The following is a 13,165-nucleotide window of genomic DNA, read 5'->3' on the forward strand; positions in this document are numbered from 1 at the left end:
AGTACGATGAATATATCCCCACAAATTATATCCCCCCAAGAAACAGATGGCACGAAAGAACAGAGATGGATGGAGCATGTAACGCATCAAAAAGAAAGTGGTTTGTCGCGAGTAACGTACTGTCGAAAGCATCAATTAAACTACCATCAATTTGGCTATTGGGAGCGAAAGTATCGGGAAGAAATAGCTTCATCCAAATTAGTACCGATTCAATTAAATAAGCTGACACAAAGAGCTCCAGAGACAGTATGCACCTTGGTATTGAACAATGGGCATGAGCTAAAAATTCACGACCAGACTTTATTGCCAATGTTGTTGTCCTTGTGGGGTTAGCCATGTTTTTATCATTTAATGCAAGCATATGGCTCTATCCAAAGCCTATTGATTTTAGGCGACAAATTGATGGACTGGTGATGTTGATTTCCGACCATCTTCAGTTGAACCCCACATCAGGGCAAATTTTTCTTTTCAGAAACCGCCAAGCCAATAAAATAAAAATGCTGTGGTGGGAGCGAAATGGGTTTTGGCTCTGTTATAAGCGATTGGAGCAAGGAAAACTAAAATTTCCCAAACACGATGACGCGGTCATGAGCCTTACCAATGACCAATTAAGCTGGCTGCTCTCAGGATTGGATTTTGCAAAACACACATTGTTGCCGGAAGTATTGGCTACGAATTTCTATTAGAAATAATTTACAAAAAACGATTAATTTGTTTTTAAAATCAACGTAATGTGATATAATTGACTCAGCAAACAGGTGCCATTTCAACATGATGTACGAAGAAAAAATAGAGCAATTAAGTAACGAAATACTCGCATTAAAAGCAGAGCTTGCTCTATCTCAAGCACGCAATGAACACTACGCGGAAGCCTATGATTCTTTAAAAGCACAAATCATGGAGCTACGCCGTCACCGTTTTGGCAAGCGCTCTGAGCGTTATATTGACCCTGAAAATCCTCAGCTGTCTTTGTTTGAAAATAATCAGAGCATTTTTTCTCAGGCTGAAGCAAGCGGTGAGCAGACCGAAGAAATGACACCAGTGGCTGCCCATACAAGAAAGAAGAATAAAAAAGCGCAGAAAGAACTACCCCGTCGCATTGAAATTATTCCGGTATCTGATGAAGACAAGCAATGTGCCTGTGGTGCATGCAAAACAGTGATTCGTTATGAAACCAAAGAGCTACTGCATTACCAACCTTGCGTCATCGAAATTGTGGAGCAACGACGTGAAGTAGTTGCTTGCACTAAAGGATGCGAGAATCAAATCGTAACCGCAGCAGCGCCCAAACAAATTCTCCCCAAAATTAAAGCAACAGAAGAGTTTTTATCATTCCTGGTGGTCAGCAAGCTGGATGACAGGCAACCACTGTACCATCTGGAGCGACAACTCAGCGAACGACATGGTATTGATTGCTCACGCCAAACCATGGCGCGCTGGCTCATTGAGTTAATGACACCACTGCGTCCCATTTATAATCTGTTGAAAGACAGTGTGATTGAGTATGATGTGGCCAGTTGTGATGCAACGACCTTGCAGGTCTTGCATGAGCCTGGAAGAAAAGCAGAAACCAAATCCTATGTGTATTGCATTCGGGGTGGACCACCGGATAAATCCGTTATTCTTTATGACTACAACGATGTGGAGCACAAACAATTTATTTACGATTGGTTTGTCGGATTCAATGGCTATTTACATGTCGATGGTGACAATTTTTTTGAACTTGTGGGTAGCAGCAATGCGCACATTGTCAATTGCAACGCGCATGCGCGCAGAAAATTTGAACCTATTGCCCAATCTAATAAAGGCAAAGGCATTGCCAAAGAAGCCATGCGCTTTTTTAAAGAGCTTTATAAAATAGAGCGTGAGGCTAAAAATAATCAACTGAATCCAGACCAACGTCACCAGTTGCGTCAGGAAAAATCCAAACCACTCATGGAAGCCTTTAATACATGGGTTGATAAGGTCTATCCTACAACTTTGCCCCAATCACCGCTTGGGAAAGCACTCAATTACTGTGTTAAATATAGAGATGGACTGATGCGCTTTTTAGATGATGGGCGTCTGGAAATCGATAACAATCTTACTGAACAAGAAATCAAACCCTTGGTCATTGCTCGAAAGAACTTCTTGTTTTGCGCCTCTGTTGAAGGTGCTGAGGCCTTGTGTTTACACTTCAGTATCATCAGAACGGCTAAATTACACAATCTCGACCCTTATCATTACTATGTCATGTTGTTAAAGAACGCTCCTCTTTGCAACAGTGTTGATGATTATGAAAAACTGTTGCCTTGGAATATTGGCTTAGATTATACCCCTAAGTTGTAAATTGTAAGCCTGTGGTTCTTGGAGCGCTTACGTAGGATCCATAGATAATTTTTCTAAAAGTAGTTGTACAAATTTTACAATATCATATTCAACTAGAAATTGCCGAGCGGAGAAGTTAATCGACACCGGAACGTGCAAATGCTCAAATGGGAAATGTCGACAAACCTCAAGCAAAACCCATTCACCAATGTAAACAATCAAATCAGATTCCTCAGCTAATGGAAGAAACGATCCCGGTAACATCAAGCCGTCATCAGGATTTTGCCATCGTAGCAATGCCTCCACTCCGACAATATTCCCTGATTTTAAATCTACCTTAGGCTGATAATAGAGTCTGAAATCGTTTTCAGTGAGCGACTTGCGTAACTTATTCTCAATGTCGATGGAGTGGGTGACCGCTTTTTGCAATTTTGTAGAAAAATATTCCACAGAGTTGCCTCCTGAGATTTTAGCATGATTCAGTGCTATATCTGCATTTTGCAAGAGCGATAAAAAATCAGTTCCATCATACGGATAAATACTTATTCCCATGCTAATTGTTAATAAAATGGTTTGACGATTAATAATCAAGGGTGTTTTAACCATTGACCTTATTCGTTCAACCACTGGTGAAATATCTTCGGGTTGTTTCATGTTGCTTAATGCGAAAACGAACTGATCGCCACCAATATTTGCGATAATAGAGCATGAATCACTTAAGTATTCATTAAATTTGGCAGCAATATTCTTAAGGACCGCGTCTCCAACATCAAATCCCATCGATTCATTGATTTTTTTGAATCGATCAAAATCAACCATGATGAGCGCAATTAACGATTTTCTATTTTTATTAATTTCGGTTTCAAGAAACTCTTCTAAACCTGACCGATTGACTAATCCAGTCAATTTTTCATGGTGAATAAAATAGATCATTTGGTCTTTATTGAATTTATTCTGAATCAGGCTTCCTAGGACATTGGATACCTTTTCTAAAGCAAGGATTTGGTCATGAGTCAGTTTTTTTTCTTTTTTTGAGAAATACAGCAGCACGCCAAGGGTTTGACCTTGATATGCTAGGGGCAAGCCAAACGCACAATTTAATCCAGCTTTTACTGCAAGATCACCACGAATATATTCTTGATGTTCACCATAATTTGTCACGAGAATGGGTAGATTATCTCTTATCACCTTTCCTTGAAGCCCTTCTTTGATATCAATTTTTAACAGATAGGATTTTTCATAAAATTCCCTGATTTCATCATGAAGACTATGCCAAATTTTGATGCAATATAATGAACTAGTTGATTTGTCGATTAACCAAACTTCACCTTCATCCCATGCAAATGATAAGCAACTTATTCTTAATATGGCTTCGACAGCAACCTCTATACTTTTTTCATTATGAGCCACATTCAAGATTTGATCATAAAGTAAGAGTTCTCGCTTTGCATTAAAAAGCCCAGACAAATTTGTAATAAAACCCATAATACAATTTTTATTACCTTGTTTGTCATAAATCAGAGTGGGTCTATCAGCGACGTAGGCAATTGTTCCGTCAGGCATTTTAACCCTGTATTCAAATAATTTTTCATTCTCTCTCTGGTGCACTGTATCGCGTAAGGCTTGAATTACATTTGCTCTATCGTCTTCATGAATCGATTGAAACCATAAACTCGGATTTTGGTAAATCTCTTCACGAGAACGACCGAACAATTTTTCTGCTGCTGGATTAATATAGCTAATTTTTGCTAGATCAACGGAAAATTGATAGAAGGGAGTAGCAATCATTTCGATGTATTGAAGTATTAACTCAGGCGCCCCCTTTAGTAGCTTCTCATACTCGTTAATTTTAGAAATTAACTCATCTCGCTGTGCAGCAATCTTCTCTAATTGAGAGGACATTTCCTTTTTAAATAAGGAGGTTTTCATTGATGGAAACTCCTTTTAACCATTGAACACAGACATTATATTATCTAACAATAGCACAAAGAGTCCGCGTGCGGTAAATTATGGAGTATTCTTAAGCTTATCCTGTGATTAGATTGACAATTAATTTAACCATAATGTATCCGGGATACATCAGAAGGCTCTGTCAAAATTTTATAAAAGACACAGGCGGTCTTTGTTTAGGAGTAGCGGTGCTGCTAGCTCATAAAACTGCCTCCAAGCAGGCAAATATCCTGCATTTGCCATTGCTTCAATCAATAAATGCCACAGTTCCATAGATAAATCACAGGATATTGATACGCTCCAGCGCTGCTGTATTGGAAAATTCTTAATTATTTTTTAGAAAAACCTCAATTAGAGTCGTACTCGATGAATTCTATTTAAATGCTTGACTGGGTGTGTAATTTAATGACACAATGTTTTTTATCTTTGATGTTTCTGTTATCTGAAATGCAACAAACACGCTTACAACAAATGATGATGATGCGCTGCCTGGACACTGTTGTCGAGGTTGGGCGGAATTATTTGTAAAAGGCGCTAACAAACTAATCCTCTCCAATACCAGTGTCCAGGTTTCCAGACACTCATTCTAAATCTTAAAAAAGCGCTCAAATTGAAATTTGGTGGTAAAAATTCAACTTAATGTTTTTTACTGCTGAATTTAAGCCCAACTTACATCCATAAATCAATGTGGGTTAATTTGGGGCAAAATGAGGCAATTATAATGAACGTAGCAGACATTCAGTCAAAAATTTTTAACGTAGAGTTTGTATTAAAATCTTATATTCAACGTCATGTCAAAGGAGTTGCACCTAATTATACTTATCCTGGGGAGGTAGGAATAAATCCAGCTTTTCAACGTATTGAAGAGGTTGACAGTTTACTTAGGTCTAATGAAAAACGAATATTTGCTTTGCGCAGTGATTTTGTTCTAGCGACTGGAGTGAAAAACGCAGAACAGCAACATGGTTATTACGGGTTAAAAGAAGCCTTTGAAGAATCACAATATTCCTATTTAAATTGGAGCGATCGATACGGCCATCCTTCCCTTGCCATAGCAGATAATAATTACGATGGTACTGTCCTGTATGCTGGATTTATTTGTCAACGTGACGGACACCTGGAAGTTTTTTTATCTTCGGGAAGATATAATCGTTGTAATCGAATTAACGAGGGAATCTTACCACTAACAGAAGAACAGATTTATGTTGTTGAGTCCTATTTAACATTAAAATTTCAAAAGGCATATGGGATTCAGAAGGTTGTATTTTATGATACAACGCCAGAAGAGGATGATGTTGATTCGTCATTATTCTTTACAAATACGCCATACTCTAAGAGCAAAAAACCTAGAACATACACGCCCTCATCAATCGCTAAAGCGGTTAAGATTTCACACGATGACTCACATTATGTAACAGCCCAAAACTACATTAAAGATAATATTCCTTCGATTAAACCCAAATACAGTTATCCTGATGAGGGTTCCATCAATCCAGGGTATCAAGAGATTACTAGTATTCAATATCCCTTGCTTCCAGGGGAAAAGCGAATTTGGGCTTTACGAAGTGATTTTATTTTGGCAACTGGTGTAAAAAATGCTTATGAGAAAGAATATGGATACACTGGTTTTAAGGACAGCTTTAGCGAATCACTTTATCCATTTATAAATTGGAAGGATCGCTATGGACATCCCTCACTCACCTTACCTGAAGGCAAGTATGACGGCTCTGCATTTTATGCAGGTTATATTTGTCAACGAGATGGTTATTTGCAAGTTTACCTTGTATCTGGACGATTTGAGCGCACGGATTTGAATGAGGAGCAAACTCGTATATTGGAAGCCTACATTGCTGCTCAATTTCAGACTGCCTATGGCGCTCAAGATATAGTTTTTGATTTTGGGGACTCAGAGATTCCAAGCTATCATGCTACTTTTTTTAGCGGAGGAAAATTTGACAAAACGAATCCTCAACGACGTTACAATCAATCCTTGATAAGGGATATTTTACAGAATATCCCTGTGGCGCCCAATGATGAGGAAGATACATTCGTAGCGACCAAAACATTTTCAGTTTAAGATAATTGAAGGAGCAGTGAAGTAGCTTGGAGAATAATATTGCTTAGGGAGTTTGGTTGTTTTGTCGGGCTCTTTGTAGCCCGACGTTGTCGCCATATGGCTGTCATTTTTTTGCAGTGAATGATCCTAGACCAAAGGCGCTTGTTAGCATTTCATCAGCACTTATATCTTCGGTTAGATCAACGCTTCTTTCAAAAAATCCCAGTTTACGTGAGGGACTTGCATCAGATTTTTTAGTATGGCTCATGTCTTGATCGTGGTTCATCATTTTGGACTCAAATAAGGCGAGCATTTTTCTGGAGTTGACATCATAGGGGTTCTTATCATTTTTTACTGGGTAATCAAAGACCTTATGTTGAGGATTGAGTTCAATAATTTTCTTAATTACCGCAACTGAAGGATGGTCCGGATCAGCTCCATGCTTAATTAAGGCGTCGATCAGTCGTGAGTCACCGCCACGTAATAATAAATAAGCGATAGGATTAACCGAGCAATACACGGGGACACCTAAGTAGGTTTTAAGGTAAAAGGTACTGTTGAAATCAACATGATGCTTTTTTAGTAGCTCTAGATTACTCAAGCTATTTTGATGAGCATAACTTTCCTGGATGGCATTAAAAATAAGAGACCAACCTTTAAAAGTTGTCATTGAAGAGGACAAAGTAGTCGATCCATGTAACATTTTTTTTAGACCATCCGTATTTCCTGAAAGCAATAACCTCCGGAATTTCTCATATTCTTTACAATATTTTATATGTACTCCTATGAGTTTTTCTGCTGCTTCAAAATGTTGCGCTCGAGCAAAAAGAATGGGCTTTTGAAAGCTAGTATTTTGAGTATTCGCCCTATTTTGAAGAAGACATTGAACAACCGCTGTTGCCGGCAAAGAATCACCGTTAGAACCGGACAATTGATTATTGATGGCGCGGTGCAATGGTGCTTTTTTCATTTGGTGATCCGGGGTATCCAAATGGGCACCCAAATCAATCAGTTTTTGGACTACCCCAATATCTTTACCGTACTCACAGGCCAAACCTAACATGGTATAGCCATTGTGATCAAAAGCATTAGCAGCCAGATAAACTAGTTTAGAAGAATATTTTTCAGGTTGAAATGACATCAATTTTTCTGGCCAATTTTCCTTATCTTTGTAAGGAAAAAAAGACATAATTTCTTTCAGTTGTTCGATTTGTTCTGAGGAAAGTTTCTCGCGAGTGTCGATATAATTTTTTGAATTGTTAAAGTAATAACGCATGATTAAGTCCCTGTTCTTGTTTTTATTAGTTTGCGGGCATTATATACACAATTTTCATATTTTTTAATTTTTTTACTTCAAAGTTCGACCTACGCGTGCTTCTCTTTAAATCTGCAGGTGCTCAAAAAGCAACTACTTTTTTGCTTTTTACGTATAAAAAACTTTATAAAACAAGGCTCTTTTTCCTTAAAGACACAGCAAATTATCAGATGATTAGAACCTGAATGTTTATGAGCCGAATGATAGAAACCTGTAATCTCGGAAAAATTTCCCTAAAGATAAGTTAAATCATCGTTATTCTCGGGAGTAATTTTTTCAGCATCATCTTTACTCATTTGATAAAACGATAGATAGCTTCTAAAACTTTCTGGGGAAGGGGCTACATGCGAAGAACTCGCCGTCAGATTAAACGCCTAGTTCAGCTTAGAATGTTCGCAGTCCAGTAGCCCTTGCAATTCAGCTAAAGCAGTTTTATCGTCAATTTGAATTAAAGTAACCCATGCGGCTTTGATCTTATTGTAAGTTAAGATGCGTTTGAGTAATTGTTTCTCTTTTTCCTTTTTAGCAATAATGTCCTCTAATTGCTGTTGTTTTTTGTCCAGGGATTGATAGTAATTTATCGCATAAACCAAGGTTGGATTATGTTGTTCTTCCGCCCATTGTTTGATAATGTCTAACCGGTTTTTTTCATAATCTACTAAGTCCTTATCATTGTTTTTTGCAGATAAATACTGCAGATAATACATATCCAGTTGGAATGGATGTTTATATATTCCTTGCTTAATAATCGCTTGATAGAATTCTTGTTCAAATTGATAGATCTTGGAATTTAAATTGGTCATTTGATGCTGTTTTAAGCTTTGATTCCATTGTGCATTGATTACATTATTATAAAGATTCATCATACCATCCCAAGTTGACTCTAACTCATCACCTTGTTCTTTAATTTGCTGCTCTAATTCAGTTATTTTCTTCGTTTGCTGCGCTATAGAAAGCCCTACAAATTTTTTCGCTTCTGGAAGAAGGGAAAGAATTTTAGTTTCATTGGCTTTGCTTAAACCAACAAATTGATCTAAATCTGGATTTTTGATTGATTGAAGTTCATTCTGATATTGGTTAAATATTTTTTCGATGGCTAGTTGATTAAAATTCACCATGCGAGAGGAAAAATGGTCCTTCATAAAATAATCGGCCCATAGCAATAGATAATAATCAGAAGTACTGATAGGGACATCTACGGTCATGTCGTCTAATATTGCTTGTTGATGCGCAGTAAATACATTGTTTGTGGGTTCTTTTAATTTCTCACCGGTCAAGATGCTAATTCCCGTATACGCTTCGGTAAACGAACGTTCATAACCTTGATAAGTAGCTCCATCAGCATCGGCTGTGCAACCTGAAGCATAATGGTCTGGAGTTGTGGCTGTAAACCCACAAATTTTAGGATTAGCACTGGGATAACCATTTTTTAATTTGACCGATAATTGATGAAAGCCTCCCGAATAACATTGCGACATCGCAAACACAACGTGATGACTTGGAACCTGTTCGAGCAGTGAGCCGAGTTCATTTTTAGAAAGGCAGGCTTTATTAAAATGGTTCTCGTTAGTAAAGTTATTGATAAAAGGTTTTTTATAGTGCCATAAATCGATGCAATTGTTACTGTAGGGATTGGTATTTTTATCTTCGAAAAAACCATAAGGCATTCCATGGTCGCTAACAAAAAGAAACAAGTCATCATTAGGTTTTAAGGAGCGGATTTTGGGGGATAAAAAATAAGTACTGACTTGTCCTTTTGTGGCACTCTGATTGTTGGTAATGATACCCGTCAGCATAAGATCCGTTTTATCGTATTTATCCTGCTGTGTATTAATTTTTTTATGAACGTCTAAAGGTAGGGGTTGGTGAAGTTCATTGTTTCCTACTCCAAAAAATAGGCTCACTCTGTCCTGACCATATTGATGCGCCAGGAACTCATAAAGAGTTTTGGTTTGCAAATATTGTGAATAATGATTAAGCCCAGGATTATCACCACCAGAAAGAACCAGAATTTGACTGGCAGTATTTCCAATCATGGTGTGCAAATAAAAAAAGGTAAAGAGTATGGAGCGTTTCATTAAAATTCTCAAACACGATCGCTTGAACAATTATTAAATAGTAGCATGAGTAGGGTGGGGCAAGCATTTATTTAAAAAAATACCATTTTTTTCAGCAATAGTACTCTCTTCTTCTAAAAGGTATAATGGATAACCCCTATCAACGGTAACTGAAAAATCTGATGAAACGGTCTTTATATGTATGTTCGGTTTGTGAGAAGTCTTTTCCTCCCAATAGACTGATTTCTGGCGAATTAATTCGCCCAGAGATTAGCAAAGAGATTATGCATCTCTACCCAGATTGGAATGATCAACACTTCATATGTCATGAAGATCTTGCGCTAATGCGCTCACGCTATGTCCGTCATTTGCTCACATCTGATAAAAATGAACTGACAACCTTGAAGAATAAAGTGCTCGATCGGCTGGATGACAAAGAGTTATTGTCTATAGATATGGAGCCTCATCTTAATCAAAAATTGTCACTAGGGGATCGTCTTGCAGACAGCATGGCCAGTTTTGGGGGCAGCTGGAAGTTTTTAATCTCTTTTTCCATTTTTATGGCGTTTTGGTTAGGAGCAAACTCATTGATTTATTGGTGGCAACCTACTGATCCATACCCCTTTATTTTCCTAAATTTAATTCTATCCTGCCTTTCTGCAATTCAAGCACCAGTGATTATGATGAGTCAAAATCGAAAGGAGGCAAAAGATCGCATTCGCGCCCAACATGATTATCAAATTAATTTGAAAGCGGAACTTGAAATTCGTATCTTACATGAAAAAATCGATCATCTTTTATCACACCAATGGGAAAAAATGATGGAAATTGAAAAAATACAACTTGAGCTATTATCTGAATTACGCGCAAACTGAATTAATTTTCATTTCCGCCTAGGGTATTGATGGTTATCACGAACGTTTTATTAGGAAAACTAGTTCCTATGCTGTTGTTTTATCTTGCATTAACCATAGGGCAGGAAGAGTCAACAACGCCATCGCGATCAAATAAATGGAAAAGGCAAAATTTATGAAAATATAACTTAAGAGTAAAATAATCAGCGGTGCTGTACCCCCAAATAAAGAATTGCTTAGGTTAAAAAATAATGTAAAACCACTGGCTCGTTCTTCCAGTGGTAATAGTTCAAGACTGGCAGTAAATACACTCCCAATAAAAAGAGAGATAATAATCGCCAAAGCACTGCAAGCCAAAGTAATCTGTACTAAGGTTCCTGCATTAATTAAATAATTGATTAGGAGACTGGCAAAAATCATTGCAATCAAACTGACTGCTAAGGGGAATTGTCTTCCTAGAATATCCGAGATAAATCCTGAGAGAAGTAAGCCAATGCTATAACAAATCATTGCTACTATAATTACATCCATTGCTACGGTTATTGCTAACCCGCGTTGTTGTAAATACGATGGCATATAAACAAAAAGTGTATAAAAACTACCATTGCAAAAAATTGCTAGAAGAAAAATAGCAATAATTGCTTTTTTCCGATAATGCCAGGCACTTATTAATGGATGATGTTGTCTTTTTGTCATTACTTTTGAAAAATCGGTCACTTCTCTGGTCTTACTTCGCAAATAAACTCCAGCAAAACCAACGAATATTCCCATTAAAAAAGGGAAGCGCCAAAGGTAAACGAGTTCTTGTTTGGAAAAAAATGACAAAGTTATTTTGCTGATGATGATTGCAAGTAACAAACCACAAATAGAACCCAAAGTGACGAAGCTAACGGCGAACCCTTTATGACGCATACTGACATTTTCATAGATGTAAATACTTGCCAAGGTCATTTCCCCGGCTACGGAAACACCTTGGGCTAGTCGACAGATAGTTAGCAATATGGGGGCGATAATGCCTGCGGCTTTATACGTAGGTAATAAACCGATAAAGCTTGATGAAAACGTCATGACCAAGAGCGTGAGCGTCAATGTTTTTTTCCGACCAATATTGTCACCTAGGTTCCCTAACCAGTAGGCGGCCAAGGGTCGAATTAAAAAGCCTGCTGCAAAAATAGCAAATGTTGCAATTAAAGCAACGTGTTGATTGGCAATAGGAAAAAAAAGAGACGCTAAAATTGGCGCCATAAACCCATAAATAGCGTAATCATACATTTCAAGCAGAGTGCCTAAGGATGCTGCAGCAATAATTTTTTTATTCATAATCCAAACGACGCTGTTTGTTTTGCGGGATAACCCAGCAAGCTGGATTGGGAAAAAATGACCCAACCTACCTGCTAGGAGTTAGTCTATGTCCTAGGAAACACAGGATACTAAACCATCCTTAATCTGTTTTAGTGCTTGCGCTACTTTTTCCATACTCAACGCATAACAAAAACGTAAGACATGTTTTCCTTTATCCGGGTTTAAATAAAATGAACGTCCAGGAACCACAGCAACTTTGGCTTGATCCAATAATATGCGCGTCATGGTCGCATCATCTTTAAAACCCATGCCAGAAAAATCAGCCATAATATAATAAGCTCCTTGAGGAACGGTCACATCAAAACCAATCTCACGTAATTCTCGAACTGTATGATCACGTTTTTCCAAATAGGTTTGACACATTTTTTGATAATAATTTTCTTGTAATTTAAACGCGTCAATCGCCGCATGTTGTAAAGGGGTTGCAGGACACACATACACTAAGTCCTGAACCAGGGCCATTTTCGCAATGACATGTGCCGGACCGCTGGCATAACCTAAACGCCATCCCGTCATATTATAAGTTTTTGAACATCCTGAAATGGTGATCGTGCGTTCTTTAAAATTTTTCAAACGAGCAAACGACACATGTTTATAGCCAGGATAAGTAATATATTCATAAATTTCATCCGTGATTACTGCTAAATCATAGTGTTCTGCAATGTCACCAATGGCTAATAATTCCTGCTCTGAAAACACCTTGCCGCAAGGATTACAGGGGGTGCAAATGATAATTGCTCGGGTTTTAGGGGTAATCGCTTGTTCAAGATCCTCCATTTGAATGCTTAAGTCATGTAAATTAATGGGTACCGCTTTAACATGAACTTGATACAGCTCCAAAATATTTTTGTGGTATCCATAGAAGGGTTCAAACAAAATCACTTCATCCCCTGGATTAAACAAAGACATCGTCGCACAAATAAATGCACCGGTAGAACCGTGAGTTACCAGAACTTCTGTTTCGGCCTGAACAGGAATTTTATTAAAGGTTTGAATTTTATGAGCAATGGCATGACGTAAATTAAATACCCCTTCACACGCAGAGTACACATTTTTTTCTTGTTCAATCGCACGTATTGCCGCTTGTTTAATGACCTCAGGTGTAGGTAAATCACAAATACCCTGACCTAAATTTATGCCGCCAATTTTTTCACACTCCGTGCTTGCCGCACGAATACCAGATTGCCGCAAAGTTTCACTCACTTGACTTGTTTTCAGCATGTTGCAGTTCCTCTTCGATTACCATTAAAAATCGTTGCAATGT

General features: G+C 37.9%; 10 protein-coding genes. 5 read left to right on the forward strand and 5 right to left on the reverse strand.

The window, feature by feature from the left end:
- Positions 1-6: 6 nt before the first annotated feature.
- From tnpA to tnpC, 3 genes are all read left to right on the forward strand, one after another.
- Positions 7-333, forward strand: coding sequence for an IS66 family insertion sequence element accessory protein TnpA (gene tnpA / locus OQJ26_RS13695; protein WP_265702306.1), 327 nt, complete (start codon positions 7-9; stop codon positions 331-333).
- 2 nt (positions 334-335) lie between these two features.
- Positions 336-686 carry an IS66 family insertion sequence element accessory protein TnpB gene (gene tnpB, locus OQJ26_RS13700; protein WP_265702305.1) on the forward strand — a complete coding sequence of 117 codons (351 nt, stop codon included), beginning with the start codon at positions 336-338 and terminating at the stop codon, positions 684-686.
- Positions 687-771: 85 nt separating this feature from the next.
- Complete coding sequence (gene tnpC, locus OQJ26_RS13705) at positions 772-2,328, forward strand: IS66 family transposase (protein WP_265702303.1); 1,557 nt, start codon at positions 772-774, stop codon at positions 2,326-2,328.
- Positions 2,329-2,355: 27 nt separating this feature from the next.
- Here the strand turns inward: tnpC and OQJ26_RS13710 are convergent, their stop codons facing one another.
- The gene (locus tag OQJ26_RS13710; protein WP_265704309.1) at positions 2,356-4,236 is read right to left on the reverse strand and encodes a diguanylate cyclase domain-containing protein; all 1,881 of its coding nucleotides are present in this window, start codon (positions 4,234-4,236) and stop codon (positions 2,356-2,358) included.
- Between the two features lie 742 nt (positions 4,237-4,978).
- Between OQJ26_RS13710 and OQJ26_RS13715 the strand changes: the two genes are divergently transcribed.
- Positions 4,979-6,334 (forward strand): hypothetical protein, encoded by a 1,356-nt coding sequence (locus OQJ26_RS13715; RefSeq protein ID WP_265704310.1) that lies wholly within the window; start codon positions 4,979-4,981, stop codon positions 6,332-6,334.
- A 103-nt stretch (positions 6,335-6,437) separates the two neighbouring features.
- Here OQJ26_RS13715 and OQJ26_RS13720 read toward each other — a convergent pair whose 3' ends face one another.
- Entirely contained in the window at positions 6,438-7,589 is a 1,152-nt protein-coding gene (locus OQJ26_RS13720) for an ankyrin repeat domain-containing protein (RefSeq protein WP_265704311.1), read from the reverse strand.
- Between the two features lie 413 nt (positions 7,590-8,002).
- On the reverse strand, positions 8,003-9,706 hold the full coding sequence (locus OQJ26_RS13725; RefSeq protein ID WP_265704312.1) for a hypothetical protein: 1,704 nt from the start codon (positions 9,704-9,706) through the stop codon (positions 8,003-8,005).
- Positions 9,707-9,867: 161 nt separating this feature from the next.
- On the opposite strand from OQJ26_RS13725, the gene OQJ26_RS13730 reads away from it, so the two are divergent.
- Positions 9,868-10,560, forward strand: a complete 693-nt coding sequence (locus OQJ26_RS13730; protein ID WP_265704313.1) for a DUF1003 domain-containing protein — start codon at positions 9,868-9,870, stop codon at positions 10,558-10,560.
- Positions 10,561-10,626: 66 nt separating this feature from the next.
- Here the strand turns inward: OQJ26_RS13730 and OQJ26_RS13735 are convergent, their stop codons facing one another.
- Both OQJ26_RS13735 and OQJ26_RS13740 read right to left on the reverse strand, forming a co-directional pair.
- Positions 10,627-11,859 carry an MFS transporter gene (locus OQJ26_RS13735; protein WP_265704314.1) on the reverse strand — a complete coding sequence of 411 codons (1,233 nt, stop codon included), beginning with the start codon at positions 11,857-11,859 and terminating at the stop codon, positions 10,627-10,629.
- Positions 11,860-11,952: 93 nt separating this feature from the next.
- Positions 11,953-13,122 carry a pyridoxal phosphate-dependent aminotransferase gene (locus OQJ26_RS13740; protein ID WP_265704315.1) on the reverse strand — a complete coding sequence of 390 codons (1,170 nt, stop codon included), beginning with the start codon at positions 13,120-13,122 and terminating at the stop codon, positions 11,953-11,955.
- Between the last annotated feature and the right edge of the window lie 43 nt (positions 13,123-13,165).

Origin of the sequence: Legionella sheltonii (assembly GCF_026191355.1) — a bacterium.
GTDB classification, from domain to species: Bacteria; Pseudomonadota; Gammaproteobacteria; order Legionellales; family Legionellaceae; genus Legionella; species Legionella sheltonii.